Genomic DNA, 24,744 nt, shown 5'->3' on the forward strand with positions numbered 1-24,744 from the left:
CCCGTGCTGACCCCCGTCACCGACGCCGACGGCGCCCCCTTCTGGCGGTACGCCGCCCAGGGCGAACTCCGCGTCCAGACCTGCTCCGACTGCGAGGAGCCCCGCTTCCCGCCCCGCCCCTGCTGCCCGCGCTGCCGGTCCTTCGCCATCGAGTGGCGGCGGACCTCGGGCCGGGGCCGGATCTGGTCCTACGTCGTCCCGCACCCGCCTCTGCTCCCCGACTACGCCGCCCAGGCGCCGTACAACGTGATCGTCGTGGAACTCGCCGACGCGCCCCGGATCCGGCTCGTGGGGAACCTGGTCAGTCACGCGGGCGCCCGGCTCGACTCCCTCCCGGCCGACCGGATCCGGATCGGCGCCCGCGTCCAGGCCGTCTTCACCGAGGACGGGCTGCCGCAGTGGGTCCTGGAGCGGCCGTGAGCGTGCGTCTGGACACCGACAAGGACACCGGCGTCGCCGTCGTCACCCTCGACCGGCCCGCCCGGCTCAACGCCGTCGACCTCGCCATGGCCGGTGAACTGCGGGAGATCTGGCGGGCGTTGCGCTTCGACGACACCGCACGGGCGATCGTGCTCACCGGGGCGGGCGGGCGGGCCTTCAGCACCGGACTGGACCGGGACGCCGTGGTCCCGCAGCCCGGGTCCCCGTACATGCAGGACGATCCGCTGCTCACCGTCGGACCGAAGGCGAACGACCTCTGGAAGCCGGTCGTCGCCGCCGTGGAGGGGATGGCCTGCGGGGGCGCCTTCTACCTGCTCGGGGAGTGCGAGTTCGTCGTCGCCGGCACCGGGGCCGTGTTCTTCGACCCGCACACCACCTACGGCATGGTCAGCGCGTACGAGTCGGTGCTGATGGCCCAGCGGATGCCGTACGGGGAGGTCGCCCGGATGATGCTCATGGGCACCGCCGAGCGGATCTCGGCCCGGCGGGCGTACGAGATCGGACTGGTCTCCGAACTCACCGAGGCGGGCGGCGCGGTGACCGCCGCCACCGCCTGCGCGGCCGTCGTCGCCGGGTACCCGCCCACGGGCGTCCAGGGCACCGTACGGGCCCTGTGGGCGGCGAAGGAGGCGGCGCGGGCGGCGGCCTACGCCCAGGCGCCGCATCTCATCGCGCTCGGCAACCTGCCCACGGCGGAACAGGCGCGGCTGTTCACCGGACGCCCGGCGAACGAACCCCGGATCCGCTAGGGGGTGTCTCGCCGATCAGGCCGGATCAGGGAGCGGGGTCCGGTGCCGTGCATCGCAAGGCGGAGGAGGGCGTCATGGCGGAGCCATGGCAACCGACGACAACGCCGCGAGGCGCGGTGCCGGACCCCGCGAGCCCGGCATGATCGGCGAGACATCCCCTAGGACCGGTGGTCACGCGGATTTGGCCACCGGCTCCACTTCGCAGTGGTCCACCTTCGCCGCGTCGGCCGGGTCCAGGTTCACCTGCACCATCGTCCAGTCCCGGGCGGCCACCTTCACCTTCATGGTCCGCTCCTCGACGAAGTCGCCGCTCGCGTCCACGAAGTCGACGTGGAGAAGGAAGACGCCTTCCGTGTCGTTGTAGTTGCTGACGTAGAGCCGGGCGTTCGGGACGTCCGCCGTGGCGCACCGCTCCAGCCTGATGTCGGCGACATCCGTACGCGCGGGCGTCTGCGCGACGGAACCGCCCCCGCCGGTGTCGGTGGTGTCGATGGTGGCGTCGAGGCCGTAGTCGTGGTCACGCGAGGCCGACGGGCCGCTGCTCGACGGGCCGCCGCCCGACGACGAGCCGTCGTGGTCCTGGCCGGAGCTGCTGCACCCGCCGTCGTCGCCACTGTCGTGCCCACGGCTCTTGCCCGTGGAGAAGCCGGTCAGTGCCAGGACCACCAGCACCGACACCGCCGCGAACCTGAGTCTGTTCCCCCGTCGATCCATGACCGTCACCCTAGGCAACGCCTGTCACGGCCATGTCACCACCTGGCCACCGGGCCGCCCCGGGCGTAGCGTCGGGGGTGAGGGTGGCCGTGAGGCCGCTCCCCGTAGTGACGGCCGCCGTCTGGATCCCCTTCCGTGCACCCGGCACGACGGCCGTCCCGGATCGGCGCGGGGTCAGGCGGTGCGCGCCGTGCCCGTGCCCTTCTCCGCGTCCAGCGCGTACACGCAGCGGTCCTTGCTGCACGCGTACACGACGCCGTCACGGACCACCGGGGAGCCGGTGATCTCGCCGCCGGTCGCCAGCTTCCAGCGCAGCCGGCCGTCGTCGGCCTTGAGGGTGTAGAGCAGGTGGTCCGAGGAACCGAAGTGGATACGGCCCTCCGCGACCGCCGGGGCGCCCACGATGTCGCCGCCCGCCTGGAAGCGCCACTTGGGCGTGCCCGTGACCGCGTCCAGGGTGTACAGGCCCTTGCCGCTGCCGACGTGGACATGGCCCGCCGCCACCAGCACCGGGTCGATGGAGGCCCGCGCCTCGGTCGCGATCCGCCAGCGGTCGCGGCCGTCGACGGCGTCGAGGGCGTACACCGTGCCGAGGTAGTCGGCCAGGTACACGCCGCCGCCGGTCACCGCGGGGCCCGGGACGAACGCCGGCGGGGACAGGAAGACCGCCGGGGCCTCGAAGTGCCAGCGCACCATGCCGCTCGCCACGTCCACGGCGAGCACCCGGGTGCCGGCCGAGAGATAGACGTAACCGTCGGGGGCGGGCGTGACACGGACCGGGACGCCACCGCAGGACGCCGCGTCGCCGATGGGGTACGCCCAGCGCTCCTCACCCGTTCGGGCGTCCAGGGCTCTGAGCCGGGCGTCCTGCCAGACGTAGACCGTGCCGTCGTGCAGCGCGGGACCCGCCTCGGGGGACTCGAAGTCGGTCTGGCAGCCGGAGATCTCCCACAGCTTCTGGCCGCTGGAGGCCTCCCAGGCCTGGACCCCGCCACCGCGCGTGCCGGTGATGACCGTGCCCCGCTCGGCCTTGAGGGAGTACACCCAGGCGTCCGTCTGGAGGCGCCACAGATCGGCGCCCTCACGGGCCTCCAGGGCGAAGAGCGTGGGGCCGTCGGAGGCGTGCACCCGGCCGTCGGCGACCGCCATCGACCAGGCCACGTCCCGCGTCTTGAAGCGGCGCCGGCCGGTGGCCACGTCCAGGGCGTGCACCTCGAAGGAGGTGACGTAGACGAGGTCGCCCGCGACCGCCGGGGTCCCCCACACGTCGTTGGACATGCGGAAGCGCCACGGACGCCAGCCCGCCGGGGTCTCCGGGGGGCCGCTCTGCGTGGCCGGGAGGGCGGTGTTGACGCCGTTGGCGCCCTGGCCGATCCGGGTCCAGGAGGCGACCAGGCCGGGCTCGGGCACGGGGGCCTTCACGGCGGCGGTGGCGCGTACGTCGGCGACGCGCGGGCCGGGCCCGATCGGCACGGCCGCGCCGACCAGCCGGACGGGACCGGTGTCGGGGGCACCGACCACGGCGGGCGCGGGCACCGGCGGGGACGGGACGACCGGGTCGTGGGACGGCGGGGGCGGTACGGCCGGGCGGGCCATGCCCACTCCGCCGCCTCCGCCGCCGCTGCGCGGGCTCACGGGGGCCGGCTTGACCGGCCTCAGGCCGCCGCGGCGGGTCTCGATGAGGGTGACGGCCTTCTCGGGCAGCCACGCCGACGCCGTACCGCTGTCGTCGGAGCCGGAGCCGAAGAGATGGGGGGCGAGCTGGGCCTGGAGGTCGGCCGGGTTGGGGCGGCCCGTCGCCTCCATCTGCATACAGGACTCGATGAGCGGCCGCAGCTCGTCCGGCAGGCCCTCCAGGTCAGGGCCCTCGCGCAGCAGCATGAAGACCGTCTCGACCGGGTTGGCGCCGTGGAACGGCGGATGGCCGGTGGCGGCGAAGACGAGCATCGAGCCGAGCGAGAAGACATCGCTGGCGCCGGTGACGCTCCGGGAGTCCTTGGCCTGTTCGGGGGACATGTAGGCGGGCGTGCCGACAGCCACGTTCGTCATCGTCAAACGTGTGTTCGAGACGCCGGACGCGATACCGAAGTCGATCACCCGGGGGCCGTCCTCGACGACGAGGACGTTCGACGGCTTGAGGTCACGGTGGACGAGCCCGGCGCCGTGGATCGACTGGAGCGCCTCCGCGACACCCGCCGCCAGCCAGCGCACCGCCTGGGCCGGCATCGGCCCGCACTCGTTCACTATTTCTTCGAGGGAGGGCGCGGGCACATAGGCCGTGGCCAGCCAGGGCACCGCGGCACGCGGATCGGCGTCGACGACCGCGGCCGTGTAGAAGCCGGAGACCGCCCGGGCCGCCTCCACCTCGCGCGTGAAGCGCACACGGAAGAGCTGGTCCTCGGCCAGCTCGGTGCGGACCGTCTTGATCGCCACGCGCCGTCCGGACGCCGAGCGTGCCAGATAGACCAGCCCCATGCCGCCGGCACCCAGCCGTCCCAGCACCTCGAACGGCCCGATCCGCCGCGGATCGTGCTGCGTCAGCTGATCCACCACTTGCCTGCCACCTCCCCGTACGAGCCCTGTCACCCACTTGTGTACACGGGCCCCGTGCAGCGTCTCACCACCGCACCGCCATGGCGGCACGCACCCCGATTCTTCCTGGCCGGGCGGCCGGTTGCGAACCCGGGGGCAATCGGGGTGTCTCATTTCATATGCGGGCAATCGTGTACGTCACGCACACCGATCAGCGCTGGAGCAGCGCGAACGACGCCCCCTGATTGTCCGTGACGACGGCCACCGTGCCGTACGAGGCGTCGAACGGACCCGCCTGGACCCGCCCGCCGAGCCGGGTCACCGCCCCGACGGCCGCCTCGCAGTCCTGCACCCCGAAGTGGACGAGGAAGTGCGGCGGCATGACGTCCGCGAAGACGTCCCCGACGGGCGCCCGGCCGAAGTCGGGCTCGGCCCCGGGCCCGAAGAGGGCCTCGTGGAAGAGATGGCCGTAGAAGGTGTTGGCGGCCTCGGTGTCCCGGGCGTACAGCTGCGCCCAGGCGAAGGTGCCGGGGGTGTGGCGGATGCCGAAGCCGGAGTGTCCGCCGGGGGGCGGGCCCGCCTGCCAGAGGCCGAAGACGGCCCCCTCGGGGTCGGCGGCGAGGGCGGCGGTGCCCAGGCCGTCCACCGGGAACGGGGCCATCACCACCTGCCCGCCGGCCGCCCGGATCCGCCGGGTGGTGGCCGCCGCGTCCGGGGTGGCGAAGTACACCGTCCAGACGGTGGGCATCCGGCCGTCCGTCTTGTGGGCGAGCGCGGCCACGACCGCCCCGTCCAGCCGGGCCCACACCGAGGACGCGGTGGCGTCCTCGAAGGTCCACCCGAAGAGCTCACCGTAGAACCGCCTGCCCGCGTCCACGTCGGGGAGTTGCGCGTCCACCCAGCAGGGGACGCCCTCGGGGTATCCCGCCGGGTAACCCCCTGTGTACACCGATGCCCTGTTTTCGGCCATGCAGCCAAACTAACGGCGGTTCACGCAGCCCGCAGACCAGGCACACCCGTCTCCGCACCCCCGCGCACCCCATTTGCAGTCGGCCGAATCGCGCTCCGATCACCCCTCGGTAAGCTGACGGCATGACAGGACAAGTGCGTACCGTCGACGGCCGCGTGGCCGGTCGGCGCGGGCAGGCGACGCGGCAGAAGCTGCTGGACTGCCTCAGCGAGATGCTCAGCTCTTCTCCGTACCGCGACGTCAAGGTCATCGACGTCGCCCGGAAGGCGGGCACTTCGCCCGCGACCTTCTACCAGTACTTCCCGGACGTCGAGGGCGCCGTCCTGGAGATCGCCGAGCAAATGGCCGCCGAGGGCGCCGGGTTGACCGAGGTACTGGAAGGCCGGTCCTGGGTCGGCAAGGCCGGCTGGCAGACGGCACAGGAACTCGTCGACGGGTTCCTGGAGTTCTGGAAGAGGAACGACGCGATCCTTCGCGTGGTCGACCTCGGCGCGGCCGAGGGCGACAAGCGCTTCTACAAGCTCCGTATGAAGATCCTGAACTCGGTGAACAACTCCCTGGTGGACGCGGTCACCGAGCTCCAGGCCAAGGGCAGGGTCGACAAGGACGTGAACCCGGCCGCGATCGCCGGTTCGCTCGTCGCGATGCTCGCGGCCGTCGCCTCGCACCAGAAGGGCTTCCAGACGTGGGGCGTCAAGCAGGCTGAACTGAAGCCGAACCTGGCGCTGTTGGTGCACCTGGGCATCACCGGCAAGAAGCCGACGAAGTAGCCCGCACACCCGCACACCCCTTTGCTCCCACGCTCAAGTCCTGTCTGGCAGGCGGCGGTTCACCTTCGGGTGGCCGCCGCCTGCCGCGCTGTGCGGGCAACGGACCGAGACGGGAAGGCCGTCGGGCCGGATGACGCCCGGACGGGAAGGCGCCCGGACGGGGAGGGGCCCGGACGGGGAGGGGCCCGGACGGGGAGGGGCTCAGGCGGGCAGCGGGCGGTCCTTGACCACGTGCTTCATCACCAGCGTGGACGTCAGCCGTTGCACCCCGGGCAGGGTCGCGAGCCGCTCGTCGTACAGCCGCTGGAAGGCCGCGAGGTCGGCGGTGGCCACCCGCAGCAGATAGTCGGGCTCCCCGAACAGCCGCTGGGCGTCCAGAACGTGCTCCACCTCACCGACCGCCCGCTCGAACTCGACGACCGTGTCCCGGTCCTCCTGCCGCATGGACACGAAGACCAGCGCCTCGAAGGCCAGCCCGACGGCCGTCGGCTCCACCACCGCCCGGTAGCCGCTGATCGCCCCGGACCGCTCCAGCTCGCGCAGCCGGCGGTGGCACGGCGAGACGCTGAGGCGCACCCGCGCGGCCAGCTCGGTCACGGTCAGCCGCCCGTCCTGCTGAAGTTCGGCAAGAATCTTCCGGTCCACGTCGTCCATGAGGCAGATCTTCCCTCAGTATTCCCCGTTTCGGGAAAACATCGGGAACACTTTTGGCCACATCACGCCTAATGTCACCATCATGGACTCCGGAACCCTCCTCTCCTTCCTCGCCGTCGACCTGCTGCTGGTCTGCATACCGGGCGCCGACTGGGCGTATGTGATCTCCGCCGGGCTGCGCGGCCGCTCGGTGGGCGCCGCGGTGGCCGGACTGGTGAGCGGCTACGCCCTGCACACGGCGCTCGCGACGGCGGGCCTCGCGGTTCTGGTGGCCGGTTCCCCGGCCCTCCTGACCGTGCTGACGGTGGCGGGCGCGGCGTACCTGGTGTGGCTGGGGTGGAGCGTGCTGCGGCGGCCGGGGGTGCCGGGGGCGGGCGAGGCGGTCACGGCGGGCGGGGTACGGGTCTTCCTGCGGGGCGCCACGATCAGTGGCCTGAACCCGAAGGGGCTGCTCCTCTACCTCTCCGTCCTGCCGCAGTTCCTGGCATCGGGAGAGGGACACCTGCCCATCGCCGCCCAGACGGCCGCCCTCGGGCTGCTGCACATGGCGTGCTGCGCGGCCGTCTACCTCACGGTGGGCGTCCTGGCCCGCGCCCTCCTGGGCGCCCGCCCGGCGGCGGCCCGCGCGGTGACCCGGACCTCCGGCGCGGCGATGCTGGGCATCGGGGCGTTTCTGCTGATCCAGCGGGCGTTCTAGAAAGGCCCCGGGCCGGCCGAGGCCCGCCTCAAGGACACGGCCTCATCCGCGGGAGATCCGGAACAGCCGTATCTCCCGTTCCACCCGCGCCTGGTACGTGGCGTACGGCGGCCAGAACGCGAGCAGTTCCTTCCATACGGCCCCCCGCTCCTCCCCCGTCAGCAGCCGGGCCGTCACCGGGATGTCGGCACCCTTCCAGTTGATCTCGGCGGCGGGGTGGGCGAGCAGGTTCGCGGTCCAGGCCGGGTGCCCCGTACGGCCGAAGTTGGAGCCGACGAGGATCCAGCCGTGACCGTCGGACTCGGGCATGCAGGCCAGCGGTGTCCGCCGCGGCAGCCCGCTTCGCGCTCCGGTCGAGGTGAGGATCACCCCCGGCAGCATCTGGGCGCTGAGCAGCACCTTTCCCCGGGTGAGCCGGTGCACGGCCCGGTCGAGCGCGGGAACGACGTGCGGGGCGACCTTCGCGAAGGTCCGGGTCGAGGAGATCTTCTGCACCACGCGGACGCCGATCACACCGCCACCTCCGTACGCTCGAAGAGTCCGGCCTCGTCGGCCGCGTGGGCGCGCAGCCGGTGGACCGGCCCGAACAGCAGCTCGTCGCCCGCGGCCCGCTTGAAGTACAGGTGGGCCTCGTGCTCCCAGGTGAAGCCGATGCCGCCGTGCAGCTGGACCGCCTCCCCGGCGGCGGTCCGCAGCGCCTCCAGTGCCTGGGCGAGCGCCAGCCCGCCGGCCCGCTCGCCGCGGCCGGCCGCCCAGGCGGCGTAGTAGGCGGCGGACCGGGCCGCCTGCACCGTCACGTACACATCGGCCAGCCGGTGCTGGACGGCCTGGAAGGACCCGATGGCCCGTCCGAACTGCTCCCGCCGCCCGACGTACTCCACGGTCCGCTCCAGCGCCCGCCCGGCGGCCCCGACGGCCTCGCAGGCGAGCACGGCGGCGGCACGGTCCCCGGTCCGGGACAGCGCGCCGGCGACGTCCGCGTCCTCGTTCCCCAGCAGCTCGGCGGCCACCTGCCGGAGCTGGACGCGCCCCTGCGGCCGGGTGGGGTCGAGGGCGGTCTGCCGCTGCCGGACGAGCCCCGGGGCGTCCGGCCGGACCAGGAACAGCAGCGCCCGCGACCGTACGAACCCGCCGGTGTGGGCGGCGACGACCAGCAGGGCGGCGCTGTGCCCGTCGAGCACCTGCGCGGCCTCCCCGTACAGCTGCCAGCCGTCCCCGGCGCGGCGGGCCTGGACCCCGCCGGCCCGGCCGCCCCCGGCCCAGTCGCCGTCGTTCGCGCCGCCGAGGGCGAGGGCGGTGGTCAGGTGCGGTGCCGGGACGGCGAGGGCGGCGGTCAGGCGGCCCTCGGCGATACGCGGCAGCAGGTCGGCGCGCTGGGCGTCGGTGCCGAGGGCGAGGATCAGCGGCGCGGCGAGGACGGACGTCGCGAGGAACGGGGAGGGGGCGAGCGCCCGGCCGGTCTCCTCGGCGGCGAGGGCGAGGTCGGTGACCGGGCAGCCGATCCCGCCGTACGTCTCCGGGAGGGCGAGCCCGGGGAGGCCGAGCCGGTCGGCGAGGGCGGTCCACAGGGCGGGGTCGTGCCCGGCGGGGGTGTCCAGGGCGGCCCGCAGCTCCTCGGGGCCGCAGCGTTTGTGGAGCAGTTCCCGCAGCGTGCGGCGGATCTCGTCCTGCTCGGCGGTGAAACTGGGGTCCATGGCGGGCACACTCCCTCCGGATCTGACGGTCCGTCATATTAGGCCGGACGAACGGGAATGCCCAGGCGTACGGCACCTGCCGCCCTCCCCGTATCTGATGTAGCGTCAGATTCATGGCTCGAGGGAACCCTGGGAACCGCAAGGTGGCCGTGGTCGGCGTGGCCCTCTCCGACTGCGGCCGCGTGGCCGACACCACCCCGTACGCCCTGCACGCCCAGGCGGCCCGCCGCGCGCTGGCGGACGCGGGCCTGGACCGGTCGCTGGTGGACGGTTTCGCCTCCGCCGGCCTCGGCACCCTGGCCCCCGTCGAGGTGGCCGACTACCTGGGCCTGCGCCCCACCTGGGTGGACTCCACCTCGGTCGGCGGCTCGACCTGGGAGGTCATGGCGGCGCACGCGGCCGACGCGATCGCGGCCGGCCACGCGAACGCCGTCCTGCTGGTCTACGGCTCCACGGCCCGCGCGGACATCCGGGCGGGCCGGCGCACGGGCACGTTCGCCTTCGGCGGGCGCGGCCCGCTCCAGTTCGAGGTGCCCTACGGCCACACACTGGTCGCCAAGTACGCGATGGCCGCCCGCCGCCACATGCTCCGGTTCGGCACGACCATCGAGCAGTTGGCGGAGGTGGCGGTCCAGGCCAGGGCGAACGCGGCCCTCAACCCGGAGGCGATGTTCCGCGACCCGGTGACGGTGGACGACGTCCTGTCCGGCCCGATGATCGCCGACCCGTTCACGAAGCTCCACTGCTGCATCCGCTCGGACGGCGGCGCGGCGGTCCTGCTGGCGGCCGAGGAGTACGTACGGGACTGCCGTACGGCCCCCGTCTGGATCCTCGGCACCGGCGAGCACGTCTCGCACGCGAGCATGTCGGAGTGGGAGGACTTCACGGTGTCCCCGGCGGCGGTCGGCGGGCGGTCGGCGTTCGCGCGGGCCGGGGTGCGGCCGGACGAGATGGACTTCGCGGAGATCTACGACGCGTTCACCTACATGACGCTGGTGACCCTGGAGGACCTGGGCTTCTGCGCGAAGGGCGAAGGCGGGGCGTTCGTGGAGAAGGGGCGGCTCCGGGTGGCGGGCGGCGAGCTGCCGGTCAACACGGACGGGGGCGGCCTCTCGGCCCAGCACCCCGGGATGCGGGGCCTGTTCCTGCTGGTGGAGGCGGTACGGCAACTGCGCGGCGAGGCGGGGGAACGGCAGGTGCGGCGCGCGGACGGCGGGTTGCCGCGCCTGGGGGTGGCGTCCGGGACCGGCGGGTGGTTCTGCTCGTCGGGGACGGTGGTGCTGGGGCGGGAGTGACGGACGCGAGAGGTGGTCGGCGGGAAAAAGTGATCGCCGGCCGGAGGACGGCAACCTTTTCGCGTCCGGCGACGACCGACGAGTCCGAAGCTTTGCCGGACGTGCTCCGCCGAACCGCGTAAGGATTCCTCCGTGCCCTCCTCCTCGCACCGCCGCGCCCGCCCCGAGCGGCGCACCGCCCGTACCCCGGTCGTCGCCGTGGTGGCCGTGGCCGCCGTGGCGCTCGTCGTGTCCCTGGTGGTGGCCCTGCGCCCCGACGGCGGCACGGGCGACGGCCCGGACAAGGTCGCGCCGGTGGCCGGGGCGGGCGCGAGCGGGTCGCCGACGGCGGCAGCGGCGTCACCGTCCCCGAAGCCGTCGGCGTCCCGGAAGCCGAGCCCGACGGCCGAGGCGAGCACGACCCCCTCGGCGACCCCGACCACGCCGTCGGCCCGTCCCTCCGCGAGGAGCACACCGCAGGCGGCGGCCGCGGGCGCACTGGCCGGCCGTATCCGCCCCGGCACCACCTACCGGGGCGTGGCCACCTCCTACGACCTCGGCGACGGCGACGGCGCCTGCTCCTTCGGCCCGACCGCCGACGTGATGACCGCGGCGATGAACACCGCGGACTACGAGACGTCGAAGGCGTGCGGGGCGTACGTGCTGGTCCGGGCGGGCGGCAAGTCCCTCACGGTCCGCATCACGAACGAGTGCCCGGCGCCCTGCCAGGCTGGCCAACTGGACCTCGGCCGCCAGGCGTTCGCCAAGCTGGCCCCGCTCTCGGCGGGCCGGATCGCGATCAGCTGGAGCCTGCTGAGCCCGGCGACGTCCGACACGGTCTCGATCCGCTACAAGACGGGCTCCACCCGGTACTGGTGCGGTATCCAGGCGATCGGCCACCGCAACCCGCTGGCCCGCCTGGAGGTCCGCACGAGCGCCGGCGCGTGGATCGGCCTCCCGCGCGCGGAGTACAACTACTTCCTCTCCGAGCAGGGCACCGGCTGCGGGGGCACGATCAGGCTGACGGACATCTACGGGGAGCGGCTGACGGTGTCCGGGCTCCCGGTACGGGCGGAAGCGGTGCAGGGGACGGGCGTGCAGTTCGCCCGGCACTGATCGCGGTCGCCCGGCGCCGACGGCCGGTGGCCCGGCACCGCCCCGCGCCGGACACTCGGGATACTCCTGTCATGGCTACGGATCTTCATGAGCTGCTGAGGTCGCTGCGGGTGTGGGCCCCGGAGGCGACGGAGTTGCGCCCCTTCGACCCGGCGTCGGCGCCCGGGACCCCGCTGGCCCTCTTCACGGAGTGGTTCGCGGAGGCGGTGGCGGCGGGCGAGCGCGAGCCGCACACCATGACGCTGGCGACGACGGACGAGGACGGCCTCCCGGACGCCCGGATCGTGATGCTGCACGGCGCGGACGCGGACGGCTGGTCCTTCGGGACCCACGCCACGAGCCGCAAGGGCCGCCAGCTCGCCGCCCGCCGGTACGCGGCCCTCACCTTCTACTGGCCGGCGCTGGGCCGCCAGGTCCGTGTCCGCGGCCCGGTCGCCGTCGCGCCCGCCCGAGCGGCCCAGGCCGATCTGCACGCCCGCTCGACGGGCGCCCTGGCCGCGGCGCTGACCGGCCGCCAGAGCGAGCCCCTGACCTCGCTGGAGGAACTGGCGCACACCTCGGAGGCGGCCTGGCGGCACGCCCAGGAGAACCCCACGGCGGAGTCCGAGACCTGGACCCTGTACCACCTGCACCCGGACGAGGCGGAGTTCTTCCAGGGGGACCCGCAACGCCGTCACGTGCGACTGAGCTACCGCCGGCAGGAGGACGGCTGGACGCGCGGGCTGCTGTGGCCGTAGGCCACCGACAGGGCGCCGGGCACGGGGGCGTGCGGCGCGGGTACGGCCGTTCGGCCCTTCCCGGTTGCCGCCCCGTTACCGGACTTCTGTGATGATTCAGGGCATTTACGCCCCGGCGACGCATCCCACGGGGGTATCAGTGACATTCCGTCGATGGTGCGCGGGCCTGGCCGCGACAGCCGGACTCGCCGGCTCCCTTCTCGTCGGGCGACTGGGTCGTCGGCGTCCGGCAGCGGGACGTACGCACGGTGCTGGAGCGCTTCCCCGACGAGGACGGGGCGTGCCGCCGCCTGTACGCCCTGCCGACCGCCGAGGGACCGCCGTCCGTGCCGCTCACCCCCGAGGAGGCCGGACGGCTCCTGGGCCGGCCGGCCCGGCACGAGGGCGGCTGCCCGCCGCCCTGACCGGCCGGCGCACGGGCCCGGCCCCGCGTGCCGGTCAGGTCCCGGCGCGCTGATAGGCGCGGGCGCCCGCCCGCGGCAGCACCGCCCACATCCGGGTGCCGCCACCGGGTTCACGGTCTCCCCCGATGCCCCACTCCCCCCGGCAGGCCCGTACGACCTCGTCCAGCAGGCGCAGGGACACCCTCCGGTTGAGGACGCAGATGGCGCCCAGGCGGGAGGGGGTGTGCCGGGGGTGGCCGTCGTGGACGGCGACCCGAAGGGCGCTGTCCCGGTAGCGCAGCGACACGTACATCTCCTTCGTGAGCGACAGCCGGTAGGCGGAGGTGGTCAGTTCGCTCACCACCTGGACGACCGGCTCGGTCACCTCGGCCAGGCCGTGCGCCCCGAGGATCGTCCGGCTCACCGCCCGGGCGACACCGGGACTTCGGGGGCCCGCCGGCAGCGTGAAGCCGTAGCAGAGGTCCTCGGGACGGGCGGGCGCGAACGGGGTGTCGACCGGGGCGGAGGTCGGCGACAGGCAGGACATGGCGTCGAGGCGCACGGCAACTCCCTTGGCTCATGGGGGTGTTCCTCCCGAAAGAAGAAGCCGCCCGCCCTGACGTGATGCGCTTCCCCGCAAGCCTGTGACACCCCTGTGGTCGACCCGTGACCGACGGCGCGCCGGGGACCTCGACGCAGGGATCGTCCCGGCGAACGGCAGCGGCTTCAGGGGCGATCCGTGGCGCGCGGATGCCCGGTGCCTGCGAAGGTGATCCAGCAGGTGTCGCGGGACGTGTCCAGGAGGTACCAGACGCGACCGCCGCCGGTCACTTCGATCTGCCACTGCCCACAGATCCGCCCCCGGTACGTACCGTGCGCCAGGCTGCCCTTGAGGCGGTGGTGCCGGGGCGTCTCGCCGGCGGTCCGGGGTCCGTGCGCATGACGGTCCAGGCCCGGTAGGTGTTCTCGCGTGCCTGCTGAGCCAGGTTGTCCCAGCCCTTCGCCGCGGCCGCGTCCGCGAACCGGACCTCCCACTGGCCTTCCGGTACCGGCGGTGCGGCGCGGTCTCCTCGGCCGGCGCTCACACGGCCTCCCGTGGGTCCAGGGCCGGGCCGTAGTCCTCGGTGTGGTGACGGGTCAGTGCGGCCAGCAGGTCGGGGTCGGAGTGGACCTCGGCCGTGTGCTGCCAGGCGATGAGCAGCTGGGCGACGGACGCGCTGTTGCCCACGGAATCCGCCGCCCGCATGGTGTCGACCAGTTCGACGGCGAAGGCGTGGACGTCGGCTTCGGGCAGGAAGCGGACCCAGGGAAACGCATCCGGCAGTATGTCCAGGAGAAGGTCCGTGCTGCCGGGCTCCCGGCGGGCCAGTGCGGCCAGCATCCGCGTCGCGGCCGAGACCACGGTCCGGTCCTGCTCGGCCCGGGTGGCGGTCGTGAGGACGAGATCCTCCCCGTCCCTGCGGTGCAGCAGCAACCGGTGCGACTCCTTGAGCCGGGCAAGGGTCTGTTTGTTCTTGTTCACCAGCTCGGAGAAGTTCACGGCGGAGGCATTCTCGTGGGCCATGACTTCGAAAGTACTTCGAAAGTCCTGCCTCCGCCACGGTTCACCTCCGGGCTCACCCGAAAGAGGATGCCGGCTCCGGGTCCGTCGACAGGCGCCCGTGCAGGTGTACGTCGCGGAAGGCGTCCTGTCGTCCCGCCTCCCACATCGCGCCGCGCAGGGTTCCCTCCGGCCGGAAGCCGCACCGTTCCGCGATCCGGCAGGACGCCTCGTGGCCGAGGGCATGGCCCAGTTCGAGGCGGTGCAGGCCGACCTCGGTGAAGGCCCAGCGGGCCGCGAGCAGCAGGGAGCGGGTGGCCACGTGGCGGCCGCGGGCCTCGGGGAGGACCCAGTAGCCGACCCGGGCGACGCTCATGACCCGGTCGATCGCGTGGACGCCGATCTGTCCGAGGACCGTGCCGTCGGCGGCGTCCGTGACACAGAAGGTCATGCCGACACCGGTGGCCACGTCGGCGGCCCTGACCTCCAGGGCAGCCCGGGCGCCCGCGCTGTCGGCGATCGTCCGCAGCGGGGTGTTCCAGCGCCGGAACTCCTCGTCGACGTGCCCGCGCAGCCAGGCGTCCACGTCGGCGGGGGACTCGGGGTCCCAGAGGCGCAAGCGCAGGCCGTGGCCGTGGGGACCGGGGGCGAGAGGGAGGGGGCGCGGCTCGCGGATGTCGGTCATCCGGCCATTGAACACCCCGCGTCTTTCACGCCGCCCGCCGCCCGGCGCGCGGCTCAGGCGGGCCGGAACACCGGCACCCCGTCCCGGAACGCCACCTCCAGCTCCATGCCCGTCCGCAGCAGCCCGTCCTCGTCCTCGCCCGCCTCCACCACCTCGGTCGCCATGCGCGGCCCCTCCGCGAGGTCGACCATGGCGGCGACGTACGGCGTCCGTGCCCCGAAGGGCGGCAGGTCGTTCCTGTGCACCACGGACCAGGTGTAGAGCGTGGCCCGGCCACTGGCGTCCTCCCAGGTCACGGCCTCGCTCCAGCAGTACGGGCAGAACTCCCGGGGGTAGTGGTGGGCCCGCCCGCAGTCCCCGCAGCGCCGGATCAGCAGCCGGCCCTCGGCCGCCGCGTCCCAGTACGTGCGGGTGAAGGCATCGACCTCGGGGACGTCGTACCGCGCCTCCCCCATCGTCACCACCGGTCCTCACCCATCGTCACCACCGGTCCTCGCTCATCAGAACCACCCCAGCACACTGTCCACCGACCACGTCTGCCACGCCATCCCGCCGAGTCCCACCGCCGAGATCAGCGCCATCATCCCGTTCTGCCCCTGCTCGGCCCAGTCATGGATCATGAGGACGAGGTAGATCAGGTTGAGGAGGAGCCCGGCGGCCAGGGCGATCGGGGTGAGGAAGCCGAGCACCAGTCCGAGGCCGAGGGCGAGTTCCGCGTAGACGACGACGTACGCCATCACGCGCGGCCGCGGCTGGACGATCGCCGTGAAGCCCGAACGGACCGCGTTCCAGCGGTGTTTGGCGGCGACGTCCGCCGCCCAGGCGATGCCGGAGCCCTCGAACCAGCTCTTCTTCTCCTTGTGCCGCCAGCTCTCCAGCCACCACAGCCCGAGCCCGATCCGCAGGACGGCCAGCCATTCCGCACCGGTGAGCCAGATCGCATCCATGAATCTGACGGTACGTCAGATCACCGCCGCCGGGAAGCCCATGTATTTCCGATGAGAGAAACCTGTGCGCCCGCGGTGAATCTGTGGGTCCTCCATGAATGGCGCCAGATTGTTGGCAATTTTGTTCGCACTCCCGCTAGGTTCACAGACGCAACCCGACAGCAGCGAGGGAGTGGAACCGTGAAGCACAGGGCAGTCAAGCGCAGGTCGGTCGTCTTGGGCATCGGTGCCACCGCCGGCGTCGCCGCGGTGGGCGGCATCGCCCTGAGCGCGCAGGCGTCCGACGGCACGTCGTCCTCGTCCTCCGCCACGGGGTCCCTGGTCTTCGACCCGGACGCCTACACCGAGCTCACCACCACCGTCACGGACACCGCCGGCGACGACCACGAGGTGACCTACCACTTCTGGAAGGCGATCACCTACGTCGCCGCCCCGGTGGACGAGAAGTACCAGAGCCTGAACGTCAGCGTCCCGGTCGAGATCGACGGCACCGCCGTCGACGCGAGCGACGCACCGATCCTGTTCGCGAACTCCGTCGGCGGCTACATGCCGTCCTCGGTGGCCGACGCCACCGGCATCGGCGCCGGGGGCGGCGGCATGACCGGCGGCGGCGCCCCCGGCGGCGCGCCCACCGGCTCCGCGTCCGCCACCGCCACCGCCTCCGCGTCCGCCAGTGCCTCCGCCGCCCCCAACGCCAACGCGAACACCAACGCCACCGGCGGCGCCCTGAGCAGCAACCAGCTGCTCGCCCTCGCCGCCGGGTACGTCGTCGTCGAGCCCGGCGCCCGCGGCCGCACGCTCACGAACTCCGCCGGCGAGTACTACGGTGTCGCGCCCGCCGCGATCGTCGACCTCAAGGCCGCCGTACGGTACGTACGCGCCAACAAGGGCCGGATCCCGGGCGACACCGACCGGATCGTCTCCGCCGGCACCAGCGCCGGCGGCGCCCTGTCCTCGCTGCTCGGCGCTTCCGGCGACAGCCCGCTCTACGACACGTACCTCGAGGAGCTGGGCGCCGCCGACGCCTCCGACGCGATCTTCGCGACCGGCGCCTGGTGCCCGATCACCGACCTGGAGCACGCCGACGGCGCCTACGAGTGGAACTGGGGCGCCAACGCCCTCGGCACCGGCGAGCAGGTCGACCAGGCGGTGTCGAAGACGCTGCGGTCGCAGTTCGCGGAGTACCAGGCCTCGCTGAAGGTCAAGGGCCTCGGCGGCTTCGGCACGCTGACCGCCCGCAACTACGACGCGTACCTGGTCGAGCGGTACCTGGAGCCGTCCGCCACCACGTATCTCGCGGCCCTCTCCGACGCCGACCGCGCGACCTACCTCGCCGCCAACACCTTCATCACCTGGAAGAACGACCGGGCGTCGTTCTCCTGGGACGACTTCCTCACCCACGTCGGAGCCCGCAAGAAGACCGTTCCGGCCTTCGACGCCTTCGACCTGTCGACCGGCGAGAACAACCTCTTCGGCAAGGGCACCACCCAGGCCCGTCACTTCACGGCGTACGGCCTGAAGAACGACACCACCGGGGTCACCGCCAAGCGTCTGGCCGCCGACATCCCCGAGGTGCTGCGGCTGATGAACCCGATGCACTTCCTGGTCGACAAGCCCAACCCGGGCCGTACCAAGCACTGGTGGATCCGGCTCGGCACGAACGACTCGGACACCTCGCACACGGTCTCCGCCAACATCGCCGCCGCCGCGCACACCCTCGGCGACGACGTGAACCACCTCTACTACTGGGACCAGGGGCACGGCGCCAACACCGACCCGGGCGACTTCATCACGTGGATCGCGAAGGTGACGGGACACAAGAGCCGCAAGAGGTGAGACCGGCCTCCACCGGAACACCGTCCCCCGCCGCGACCGCGGGGGACCCTGAACGCGGCGGCGTCCGTTTCCCGTCATAGCTACCGACGCCGTCCGCCCGCGACGCCTGGCCCAAGCGCACCTGGACCAGGCGTCGCGGTGTCTCCGCACCCGCCCCGGCGCGCCGTTTCTCCACGACCAGGTGAGGTACGTCACCGGTCCCACCCACCTCTCCCCCAAGCGTGATCGATCCGCAACCAATTCCGGTCTTGACCGAGACCCATCAATCGCGCGCGTGATTACGCTCGCGCTCATGGAAGACTCCGCACCGTCCGCGCCCGCCCCCGAGCCCGTCGCGATCACCGCCGCGAACCCCGCCGACCGCCCGGTCTACGTCATCGGCGGCGGCCCCGGCGGACTCGCCACCGCGCACGCCCTGCGCGCCCGGGGGATACGCGCCGTCGTGGTGGAGAAGGCCGACCGGGTCGGCGCGTCCTGGAGCCGCCACTACGACCGGCTGCATCTGCACACCACCCGGCGGCTGTCCGCCCTCCCGGGGCTGAAGATGCCGCGCCGGTTCGGCCGCTGGGTGACACGTGACGACATGGTGCGGTACCTGGAGAAGTACGCCGAGGCCCAGGAGCTGGAGATCGTCACCGGCGTCGAGGTCTCCCGGATCGAGCGCACCGAGGACGGCACCGGCTGGCTGCTGCACGCCAGCGGCGGCCGTGAACTGACCGGTTCGGCGGTCGTCGTCGCCACCGGCTACAACCACACCCCGTACCTGCCCGGCTGGCCGGGCCGCGAGACGTTCGCCGGCGACCTCACGCACGCCGCCGCCTACCGCAACGGCAAGCCCTACGCCGGCCGGGACGTGCTGGTCGTCGGTCTCGGCAACACCGGCGCGGAGATAGCCGTCGACCTGGTGGAGAGCGGCGCCGAGCGGGTCCGGCTCGCGGTGCGCACGGTCCCGCACATCGTCCGCCGCTCGACCGCCGGCTGGCCCGCCCAGTACAGCGGCATCCTCGTCCGGCGCCTGCCGGTCGGCCTCGTCGACCGGATCTGCCGGGTCATGGCGCTGAGCCTGCCCGACCTCTCCGCGCACGGCCTGCCGCGCCCCGACACCGGCCTCTACACCCGCGCGAGACAGGGCGCGATCCCGGTGCAGGACGTCGGTCTGATCGACGCCGTGCGCAAGGGCAGGGTCGAGATCGTGGCCGCCGTGGAGGGCTTCGAGGACGGCGGAAAGGTGGTCCTCGCGGACGGCACCCGGATCTCGCCGGACGCCGTGGTCGCCGCCACCGGGTACGTCCGCGCGCTGGAGACCCTGGTCGGCCACCTCGACGTGCTCGACGAACGCGGCCTCCCGCTCGCGCACGGCCCGCGCGCGCCCCGGAACGCGCCCGGCCTGTACTTCACCGGTTTCACCACCCCGATCAGCGGCACGCTGCGCGAGCTGGTGATCGACGCGGGGCGGATCGCGAACGCCGTGCGCCGCCAACTCCCGTAACCGCAAACCTTCTTACGCGTGCGTCAGATGTGACGAGAGCGTTGTCCCGTGCCCCGGCGCGGAGCAAGAATGTGAGCCCTGTTCACCTTTCCAGCTCCGCCCCCTCTCTACGGAGGCCGCACGTGGCAAGTGAAAGACAGCTCTCCCGCCGCTCCCTGCTCGGCCGCACCGCCGCCGTGGCCGCCGGTGCCGGCGCCCTCACCGCGACCGCCGCCGGTACGGCGTCCGCGGCCACCCGGGACGTGGACGTCGCGATCGTCGGCGCCGGCCTGGCCGGTCTCACCGCGGCCCGCGACCTGGTGGCGGCCGGGCGGACGGTCGCCGTCCTGGAGGCCCGCGACCGGGTCGGCGGGCGAGTGGTCAACCTGCCGCTGGCGGGCGGCGGCGTCACCGAGGGCGGCGGCGAGTTCATCGGCCCCACCCAGACCCGTATCAAGGCGCTCGCCGACTCCCTCGGCGTGGACACCTTCGCCACCTACAACACCGGCAAGAACCTCCTCTACAAGGACGGCAAGAAGACCCCGTACGCCACCGACGGGCTGCTCGGCTCGGTCCCGCCCGTCGACGTGGCCGGGCTCGCCAACGCGGCGATCGTGCAGGCCTCGCTGGACGACATGGCCAAGCAGGTGCCGGTCGACGCGCCGTGGACCGCCGCGAAGGCGCAGGAGTGGGACCGGCAGACCTTCGAGACCTGGCTGCGCGCCAACGCCGTGGTGCCGTCCGCCAAGTTCCTCATGGACGTGGCCTGCACGTCGATCTTCTCGGCCGAGCCGCGCGAACTCTCCCTGCTGTTCGTGCTGTTCTACATCGCCGCCGCCGGCGACGAATCGACCCCGGGCACCCTGGAACGCCTGACCGAGACCGCGAACGGCGCCCAGGAGCTGCGGTTCGTCGGCGGCTCCCAGCTGGTGCCGGTCAAGCTCGCCGCCACGCTCGGCGACCGGGTGGTCCTGAACGCGCCGGTGCGCACGATCACCCGGTCCGGCGGCGGGTACACCGTGACGGCGGACGGCGTCACCGTCACCGCCCGGCGGGTCGTCGTCGCCGTACCCCCGCCACTGGCGGCCCGGATCGTGTACGACCCGCTCCTGCCGGCTGCCCGCGACCAGCTCACCCAGCGGCTGCCGATGGCCTCGGTCGGCAAGGCGATCGCGATCTACGACACGCCCTTCTGGCGGGCCGACGGCCTGAACGGCCAGGTCGTGAGCGACACCGGGGTGGTCAGCTCCACCTTCGACAACTCCCCGCCGGACGCCTCCTACGGCGCGCTGATGGGCTTCATCGAGGCGGACAAGGCGCGGGAGCTGGACGCGGCGAGCGAGGCGGAGGTCAGGGCGGCCGTCCTGAAGGACTACGTGACGTACTTCGGCGAGAAAGCCGCCTCCCCCACCTCGTTCGTCCTGCAACGCTGGAACAACGAGCGCTACACCCGGGGCGGCCCGGTCTCCATCGCCGCGCCGGGCGTCCTGACCCAGTACGGCCCCGCCCTGCGCGCGCCCGTCGGCGGCCTCCACTGGGCGGGGACGGAGACGTCCGTCCACTGGATGGGCTTCATGGACGGGGCGGTGCGCTCGGGCGAGCGGGTGGCGAAGGAGGTACTGGCGGCGCTGTAGGCGCGGCGGGCATCCCTCTCGCCGGGTCCGTCCCTTTCTGTGTGCACACCCATTCCTGACACACCGTCAGGTCTGTAACCTGACAGAGCGTCAGTTACTCGGCAGTCACACAGGAGCGGGCGGACCGATGCTTGGATCAACCCACGGCACCCTCACCACCGGCTCCCGCCGGGCCCGGGTCATCGCGTGCGGCGAGCAGCCCGGACCGGCCGTGCACGGGCGGCCGGCCGACTCGGACGACCTCGACGTCAGCGGCCGGCCGCTGTACGCGGACGTCCCCGATCTGGACCGGTTCTTCCGGCCCGAGTCGGTCGCGGTCGTCGGCGCCTCGGACGCCGAAGGACGCCCCAACACCGGTGTCACCCGTCAACTGGTGCGCTGGGCCGAGCGGGTGGGGGCACGGCTGCATCCCGTGCACCCCACCCGCGAGTCGGTCTTCGGCCTCACCTGCGCCCCGTCCGTGGCCGACCTGCCGGAGCAGGTCGACCTCGCGGTCCTGCTGGTGGCCGACCCGTTGCCGGTGATCGAGCAGCTCGCCGAGGCGAAGGTGAGGTTCGCCGTCGTCTTCGCCTCCGGCTTCGCGGAGACGGGCGAGGCCGGCGCCGCCGCGCAGGCCCGCCTCGCGGCGGCGGTGAAGCGCTCCGGGATACGGCTGCTCGGCCCCAACACCAACCTCAACGCCTTCGAGCACTTCCGCGACGACCTCGACGGGCCGTCGATCGCACTGATCACCCAGTCCGGCCACCAGGGCCGCCCGGTCTTCGCCCTCCAGGAACTCGGCATCCGCCTCTCCCACTGGGCACCGACCGGCAACGAGGCCGATCTGGAGACCGCCGACTTCCTCTCCTACTTCGCCGAACGCCCCGAGGTCGGCGCCATCGCCGCCTATGTCGAGGGCCTCAAGGACGGCCGCGCCTTCCTGCTCGCCGCCGACCGGGCCGCCCGGCGCGGGGTGCCGGTGGTCGCGGTCAAGGTGGGCCGCACCGAGACCGGCGCCCGCACCGCCGCCTCCCACACCGGCAAACTGACCGGCGCGGACGAGGTGGTGGACGCCGCGATGCGCCAGTACGGCGTGATCCGCGTCGACGGCCTCGACGAACTCCAGGACACGGCGGCCCTGCTGGCCCGTGCCCGGCCGCCGCGGGCCGACGGGGTCGTCGTCTACTCGATCTCGGGCGGCACCGGCGCCCACGCCGCCGACCTCGCGACCACGGCGGGCCTGCGGCTGCCGACGCTCTCCCCCACCCGCCAGGCCGAGCTGCACCAGTGGATCCCGGAGTACCTGAACGTGGCCAACCCGGTGGACAACGGCGGTCACCCGGTGGGCGACTGGCGCGGCCGGAAGATCATCGACGCGATCCTGGACGACCCCGAGGTGGGCGTCCTGATCTGCCCGATCACCGGCCCCTTCCCGCCGCTCAGCGACCGGCTCGTCCAGGACCTGGTGGACGCGGCCGAGCACACGGACAAGCTGGTGTGCGTGGTCTGGGGCTCCCCCGTGGGCACGGAACCGGCGTACCGCGAGGTCCTCCTCGGCTCCTCCCGGGTGGCCACCTTCCGCACCCTCGCCAACTGCATCACGGCGGTCCGCGCCCACCTCGACCACCACCGCTTCGCCGCCGCCTACCGCTCCCCCTTCGACCAGGCCCCGCGCGTGCTGTCCCCGTCCTTCCGCAAGTCACGGATGCTGATGCGGCCGGGCCAGCAGCTCAGCGAGCACGCGGCGAAACAGCTGCTGCGGGCGTACGGCATCCGGGTCCCGCGCGAACAGCTGGTCACCAGCGCCGCGGCGGCCGTCCGGGCGGCGGGGCTGGTCGGCTATCCGGTGGTGATGAAGGCGTCCGGCGCGCAGATCGCCCACAAGACCGAGCTGGGCCTGGTGAAGATCGGCCTGACCTCGGCCAGCCAGGTCCGCGACGCCTACCGCGAGCTGACCGACATCGCCCGCTACGAGGGCGTCGCCCTGGACGGCGTCCTGGTGTGCCAGATGGTCGAGCGGGGCGTGGAGATGTTCGTCGGCGTCACCCACGACGACCTGTTCGGGCCGACGGTGACGGTCGGGCTCGGCGGGGTCCTGGTGGAGGTCCTGCGGGACGCCGCCGTACGCGTCCCGCCGTTCGGCGAGGACCAGGCCCGCGCGATGCTCGCCGAACTGCGCGGCCGGGCCCTGCTGGACGGCGTCCGGGGCCGCCCGCCGGCCGACCTGGACGCCCTCGTCGAGGTGATCCTGCGGGTCCAGCGCATGGCGCTGGAACTCGGCGACGACCTCGCCGAACTCGACATCAACCCGCTGATGGTGCTGCCCTCGGGGCAGGGGGCGGTGGCACTGGACGCGCTGGCGGTGTGCCGTTGAGGATCTCGGGATGGACGAGGTCGAGCGGGCACGGATCACGGCGTACACCGAGGCGGTGGGCCGCGGGGACACGGACGAGGTGCGGGCGCTGATCGCGGCGGGGGCGGCGGATCCGGACGAACGGATCGGCGACTACGCCGACCTGACGCCGCTGACGCTGGCGGCGGGCTGGGGTCACCTCGCCGTCGTCGAGGCGCTGCTCGATCTGGGCGCCGATCCGAGCCTCCCCAACCGGTTCGGCCCGTTCCCCCTGCTGGAGGCGGCGATCACGGGCCACACCGAGGTCGTGGACCTGCTGCTGGACCGCGGGGCGGACCCGGCGGCGCGGTTCAAGGAGAGGACCGCCCTGGACTGGACGCGCGCCGCCGGCAAGGAGGACATGGCCCGACACCTGCACGCCCGCGGCGCCCGACCGGCCCAACCGGCCCAACCGGCGCATGCGTCCCGACCGGCTCGACCGGCCCAACCGGCCCAACCGGCGCAACCGGCCCATGCGGCCCAACCGGCCCAACCGGCCCATGCGGCCCAACCGGCCTGCGCGTCCCAACCGGCCCATGCGGCCCGCGCGGCCCGACCGGATCAGACCAACCAGACGGAGCGAGCCGATGCCCGACGCCCGGACACCCGACCAACGGACACCCGACCAACGGACAGCCGACCAGCGGACAGCCGACGCCCGGACGCCCCACGACCGGACGCCCGCCCCGTGGATCCTCACCACGACTGACGACCACGTCACCCACCTCACCCTCAACCGCCCGGAGGCCCTCAACGCCCTCGCCCCCGGGCAGCGCGACGAGCTGATCGGGCTGCTCGCCGCCGCCTCCGCCGACCCGGACGTACGGGCGGTGGTCCTCACCGGGACGGGCCGGGGCTTCTGCGCGGGCGCGGATCTGCGGGGCGGGGCGCCGGCGGGCGAACGGGTCGCGGGCGACGTGGCCCGCACCCTCCGCCTCGGCGCCCAGCGCCTGGTCGCCGCGGTCCTCGACTGCGAGAAGCCGGTGATCGCCGCCGTGAACGGCACGGCGGCCGGCCTCGGCGCGCATCTCGCCCTCGCCTGCGATCTGGTCCTGGCGGCCGAATCGGCCCGTTTCATCGAGGTGTTCGTCCGCCGCGGCCTCGTCCCGGACGGCGGCGGCGCCTATCTCCTCCCCCGGCTGATCGGCCCGCAGCGCGCCAAGGAGCTGATGTTCTTCGGCGACGCGCTCACCGCGGCGGACGCCGAACGCCTGGGCCTGGTCAACCGTGTCGTCCCGGACGACGACCTGCCCAAGACGGCCCGCGAGTGGGCCGCCCGCCTCGCCGCCGGCCCCACCCGCGCCCTCGCCCTCACCAAGCAGCTGGTCAACGCCTCCCTCGACACCGACCGCACCACCGCCTTCGCCGCGGAGGCCGCCGCCCAGGAGATCAACATGACGACGGCGGACGCCCACGAGGGCGTGACGAGCTTCGTGGAACGGCGGGGCGCCGCGTTCAGGGGCCGCTGAGCCCCTGACCGGTCCGCTCCACCCCTTCCGATCTGACGAACCGTCAGCTTCAATGGAAGGCGT

Annotated in this window: 25 protein-coding genes; 14 read left to right on the forward strand and 11 right to left on the reverse strand. The window is 73.2% G+C overall.

Features of this window, described 5'->3' with window-relative positions:
• The first annotated feature begins 3 nt into the window (after positions 1 to 3).
• Both IE275_RS23265 and IE275_RS23270 read left to right on the forward strand, forming a co-directional pair.
• Positions 4 to 420, forward strand: coding sequence for a Zn-ribbon domain-containing OB-fold protein (locus tag IE275_RS23265; RefSeq protein ID WP_189713308.1), 417 nt, complete (start codon positions 4 to 6; stop codon positions 418 to 420).
• Positions 417 to 1,190, forward strand: a complete 774-nt coding sequence (locus IE275_RS23270; protein ID WP_189713309.1) for an enoyl-CoA hydratase/isomerase family protein — start codon at positions 417 to 419, stop codon at positions 1,188 to 1,190. Before IE275_RS23265 ends, IE275_RS23270 begins: the two co-directional genes overlap by 4 nt.
• Before the next feature lie 171 nt (positions 1,191 to 1,361).
• Here IE275_RS23270 and IE275_RS23275 read toward each other — a convergent pair whose 3' ends face one another.
• The 3 genes from IE275_RS23275 to kbpA all read right to left on the reverse strand — a co-directional run bounded on the left by IE275_RS23275 (position 1,362) and on the right by kbpA (position 5,406).
• A complete protein-coding gene (locus IE275_RS23275) occupies positions 1,362 to 1,904 on the reverse strand; it encodes a hypothetical protein (protein WP_189713310.1) in 543 nt (180 codons plus the stop codon).
• 174 nt (positions 1,905 to 2,078) lie between these two features.
• Positions 2,079 to 4,457, reverse strand: coding sequence for a protein serine/threonine kinase AfsK (gene afsK / locus IE275_RS23280; RefSeq protein WP_189713311.1), 2,379 nt, complete (start codon positions 4,455 to 4,457; stop codon positions 2,079 to 2,081).
• A 190-nt stretch (positions 4,458 to 4,647) separates the two neighbouring features.
• Positions 4,648 to 5,406, reverse strand: a complete 759-nt coding sequence (kbpA, locus tag IE275_RS23285; RefSeq protein ID WP_189713312.1) for an AfsK-binding protein KbpA — start codon at positions 5,404 to 5,406, stop codon at positions 4,648 to 4,650.
• Positions 5,407 to 5,540: 134 nt separating this feature from the next.
• On the opposite strand from kbpA, the gene IE275_RS23290 reads away from it, so the two are divergent.
• Complete coding sequence (locus tag IE275_RS23290) at positions 5,541 to 6,176, forward strand: TetR family transcriptional regulator (protein ID WP_189713470.1); 636 nt, start codon at positions 5,541 to 5,543, stop codon at positions 6,174 to 6,176.
• 201 nt (positions 6,177 to 6,377) lie between these two features.
• Here the strand turns inward: IE275_RS23290 and IE275_RS23295 are convergent, their stop codons facing one another.
• Positions 6,378 to 6,830, reverse strand: coding sequence for an Lrp/AsnC family transcriptional regulator (locus IE275_RS23295; RefSeq protein WP_189713313.1), 453 nt, complete (start codon positions 6,828 to 6,830; stop codon positions 6,378 to 6,380).
• Between the two features lie 82 nt (positions 6,831 to 6,912).
• Here IE275_RS23295 and IE275_RS23300 point away from each other — a divergent pair, with 82 nt between their 5' ends.
• A complete protein-coding gene (locus IE275_RS23300; protein ID WP_189713314.1) occupies positions 6,913 to 7,527 on the forward strand; it encodes a LysE family translocator in 615 nt (204 codons plus the stop codon).
• A 42-nt stretch (positions 7,528 to 7,569) separates the two neighbouring features.
• On the opposite strand, the gene IE275_RS23305 is transcribed toward IE275_RS23300, so the two are convergent.
• Both IE275_RS23305 and IE275_RS23310 read right to left on the reverse strand, forming a co-directional pair.
• Positions 7,570 to 8,040 carry a nitroreductase family deazaflavin-dependent oxidoreductase gene (locus IE275_RS23305; protein WP_189713315.1) on the reverse strand — a complete coding sequence of 157 codons (471 nt, stop codon included), beginning with the start codon at positions 8,038 to 8,040 and terminating at the stop codon, positions 7,570 to 7,572.
• Positions 8,037 to 9,221 (reverse strand): acyl-CoA dehydrogenase family protein, encoded by a 1,185-nt coding sequence (locus IE275_RS23310; RefSeq protein WP_189713316.1) that lies wholly within the window; start codon positions 9,219 to 9,221, stop codon positions 8,037 to 8,039. The genes IE275_RS23305 and IE275_RS23310 overlap by 4 nt, the downstream gene beginning before the upstream one ends.
• Positions 9,222 to 9,334: 113 nt before the next feature.
• Between IE275_RS23310 and IE275_RS23315 the strand changes: the two genes are divergently transcribed.
• The 4 genes from IE275_RS23315 (at position 9,335) to IE275_RS23330 (ending at position 12,752) form a co-directional block, all read left to right on the forward strand.
• A complete protein-coding gene (locus IE275_RS23315) occupies positions 9,335 to 10,516 on the forward strand; it encodes a thiolase C-terminal domain-containing protein (RefSeq protein ID WP_189713317.1) in 1,182 nt (393 codons plus the stop codon).
• Positions 10,517 to 10,648: 132 nt separating this feature from the next.
• A complete protein-coding gene (locus IE275_RS23320) occupies positions 10,649 to 11,611 on the forward strand; it encodes an expansin EXLX1 family cellulose-binding protein (protein ID WP_189713318.1) in 963 nt (320 codons plus the stop codon).
• Between the two features lie 71 nt (positions 11,612 to 11,682).
• The gene (locus IE275_RS23325) at positions 11,683 to 12,348 is read left to right on the forward strand and encodes a pyridoxine/pyridoxamine 5'-phosphate oxidase (RefSeq protein ID WP_189713319.1); all 666 of its coding nucleotides are present in this window, start codon (positions 11,683 to 11,685) and stop codon (positions 12,346 to 12,348) included.
• 248 nt (positions 12,349 to 12,596) lie between these two features.
• Complete coding sequence (locus tag IE275_RS23330) at positions 12,597 to 12,752, forward strand: hypothetical protein (protein ID WP_189713320.1); 156 nt, start codon at positions 12,597 to 12,599, stop codon at positions 12,750 to 12,752.
• Positions 12,753 to 12,786: 34 nt separating this feature from the next.
• Here the strand turns inward: IE275_RS23330 and IE275_RS23335 are convergent, their stop codons facing one another.
• From IE275_RS23335 to IE275_RS23355, 5 genes are all read right to left on the reverse strand, one after another.
• Positions 12,787 to 13,293: an ATP-binding protein gene (locus IE275_RS23335; RefSeq protein ID WP_229870474.1), complete on the reverse strand. Its 507-nt coding sequence runs from the start codon at positions 13,291 to 13,293 to the stop codon at positions 12,787 to 12,789.
• Between the two features lie 519 nt (positions 13,294 to 13,812).
• Positions 13,813 to 14,295, reverse strand: a complete 483-nt coding sequence (locus tag IE275_RS23340; protein ID WP_189713321.1) for a hypothetical protein — start codon at positions 14,293 to 14,295, stop codon at positions 13,813 to 13,815.
• A 52-nt stretch (positions 14,296 to 14,347) separates the two neighbouring features.
• Complete coding sequence (locus IE275_RS23345) at positions 14,348 to 14,956, reverse strand: GNAT family N-acetyltransferase (RefSeq protein ID WP_189713322.1); 609 nt, start codon at positions 14,954 to 14,956, stop codon at positions 14,348 to 14,350.
• A 53-nt stretch (positions 14,957 to 15,009) separates the two neighbouring features.
• Complete coding sequence (locus tag IE275_RS23350) at positions 15,010 to 15,411, reverse strand: Zn-ribbon domain-containing OB-fold protein (protein WP_189713472.1); 402 nt, start codon at positions 15,409 to 15,411, stop codon at positions 15,010 to 15,012.
• 45 nt (positions 15,412 to 15,456) lie between these two features.
• A complete protein-coding gene (locus tag IE275_RS23355) occupies positions 15,457 to 15,903 on the reverse strand; it encodes a DoxX family membrane protein (RefSeq protein WP_189713323.1) in 447 nt (148 codons plus the stop codon).
• A 180-nt stretch (positions 15,904 to 16,083) separates the two neighbouring features.
• On the opposite strand from IE275_RS23355, the gene IE275_RS23360 reads away from it, so the two are divergent.
• The 6 genes from IE275_RS23360 (at position 16,084) to IE275_RS23380 (ending at position 24,681) form a co-directional block, all read left to right on the forward strand.
• Positions 16,084 to 17,739, forward strand: coding sequence for a subtype B tannase (locus IE275_RS23360; RefSeq protein WP_229870476.1), 1,656 nt, complete (start codon positions 16,084 to 16,086; stop codon positions 17,737 to 17,739).
• Between the two features lie 292 nt (positions 17,740 to 18,031).
• Entirely contained in the window at positions 18,032 to 19,228 is a 1,197-nt protein-coding gene (locus IE275_RS23365; RefSeq protein ID WP_189713324.1) for a flavin-containing monooxygenase, read from the forward strand.
• Positions 19,229 to 19,350: 122 nt separating this feature from the next.
• Positions 19,351 to 20,841, forward strand: a complete 1,491-nt coding sequence (locus tag IE275_RS23370) for a flavin monoamine oxidase family protein (RefSeq protein WP_189713325.1) — start codon at positions 19,351 to 19,353, stop codon at positions 20,839 to 20,841.
• 127 nt (positions 20,842 to 20,968) lie between these two features.
• Complete coding sequence (locus tag IE275_RS23375) at positions 20,969 to 23,194, forward strand: acetate--CoA ligase family protein (protein WP_189713326.1); 2,226 nt, start codon at positions 20,969 to 20,971, stop codon at positions 23,192 to 23,194.
• A 10-nt stretch (positions 23,195 to 23,204) separates the two neighbouring features.
• The gene (locus IE275_RS47090; RefSeq protein ID WP_308435682.1) at positions 23,205 to 23,921 is read left to right on the forward strand and encodes an ankyrin repeat domain-containing protein; all 717 of its coding nucleotides are present in this window, start codon (positions 23,205 to 23,207) and stop codon (positions 23,919 to 23,921) included.
• Positions 23,905 to 24,681: an enoyl-CoA hydratase/isomerase family protein gene (locus tag IE275_RS23380; RefSeq protein WP_308435686.1), complete on the forward strand. Its 777-nt coding sequence runs from the start codon at positions 23,905 to 23,907 to the stop codon at positions 24,679 to 24,681. The genes IE275_RS47090 and IE275_RS23380 overlap by 17 nt, the downstream gene beginning before the upstream one ends.
• The last annotated feature ends 63 nt before the right edge of the window (positions 24,682 to 24,744 follow it).

Source organism: Streptomyces phaeofaciens (genome assembly GCF_014648915.1).
Classification (GTDB): Bacteria; Actinomycetota; Actinomycetes; order Streptomycetales; family Streptomycetaceae; genus Streptomyces; species Streptomyces phaeofaciens.

Bases quoted from the DNA above. Each gene is read 5' to 3' on its own strand.
- IE275_RS23275 (WP_189713310.1), bottom strand. From the start codon at position 1,904: ATGGATCGACGGGGGAACAGACTCAGGTTCGCGGCGGTGTCGGTGCTG.
- kbpA (WP_189713312.1), bottom strand. From the start codon at position 5,406: ATGGCCGAAAACAGGGCATCGGTGTACACAGGGGGTTACCCGGCGGGA.
- IE275_RS23295 (WP_189713313.1), bottom strand. From the start codon at position 6,830: ATGGACGACGTGGACCGGAAGATTCTTGCCGAACTTCAGCAGGACGGG.
- IE275_RS23300 (WP_189713314.1), top strand. From the start codon at position 6,913: ATGGACTCCGGAACCCTCCTCTCCTTCCTCGCCGTCGACCTGCTGCTG.
- IE275_RS23310 (WP_189713316.1), bottom strand. From the start codon at position 9,221: ATGGACCCCAGTTTCACCGCCGAGCAGGACGAGATCCGCCGCACGCTG.
- IE275_RS23315 (WP_189713317.1), top strand. From the start codon at position 9,335: ATGGCTCGAGGGAACCCTGGGAACCGCAAGGTGGCCGTGGTCGGCGTG.
- IE275_RS23325 (WP_189713319.1), top strand. From the start codon at position 11,683: ATGGCTACGGATCTTCATGAGCTGCTGAGGTCGCTGCGGGTGTGGGCC.
- IE275_RS23340 (WP_189713321.1), bottom strand. From the start codon at position 14,295: ATGGCCCACGAGAATGCCTCCGCCGTGAACTTCTCCGAGCTGGTGAAC.
- IE275_RS23345 (WP_189713322.1), bottom strand. From the start codon at position 14,956: ATGACCGACATCCGCGAGCCGCGCCCCCTCCCTCTCGCCCCCGGTCCC.
- IE275_RS23350 (WP_189713472.1), bottom strand. From the start codon at position 15,411: ATGGGGGAGGCGCGGTACGACGTCCCCGAGGTCGATGCCTTCACCCGC.
- IE275_RS23355 (WP_189713323.1), bottom strand. From the start codon at position 15,903: ATGGATGCGATCTGGCTCACCGGTGCGGAATGGCTGGCCGTCCTGCGG.
- IE275_RS23365 (WP_189713324.1), top strand. From the start codon at position 18,032: ATGGAAGACTCCGCACCGTCCGCGCCCGCCCCCGAGCCCGTCGCGATC.
- IE275_RS23375 (WP_189713326.1), top strand. From the start codon at position 20,969: ATGCTTGGATCAACCCACGGCACCCTCACCACCGGCTCCCGCCGGGCC.
- IE275_RS47090 (WP_308435682.1), top strand. From the start codon at position 23,205: ATGGACGAGGTCGAGCGGGCACGGATCACGGCGTACACCGAGGCGGTG.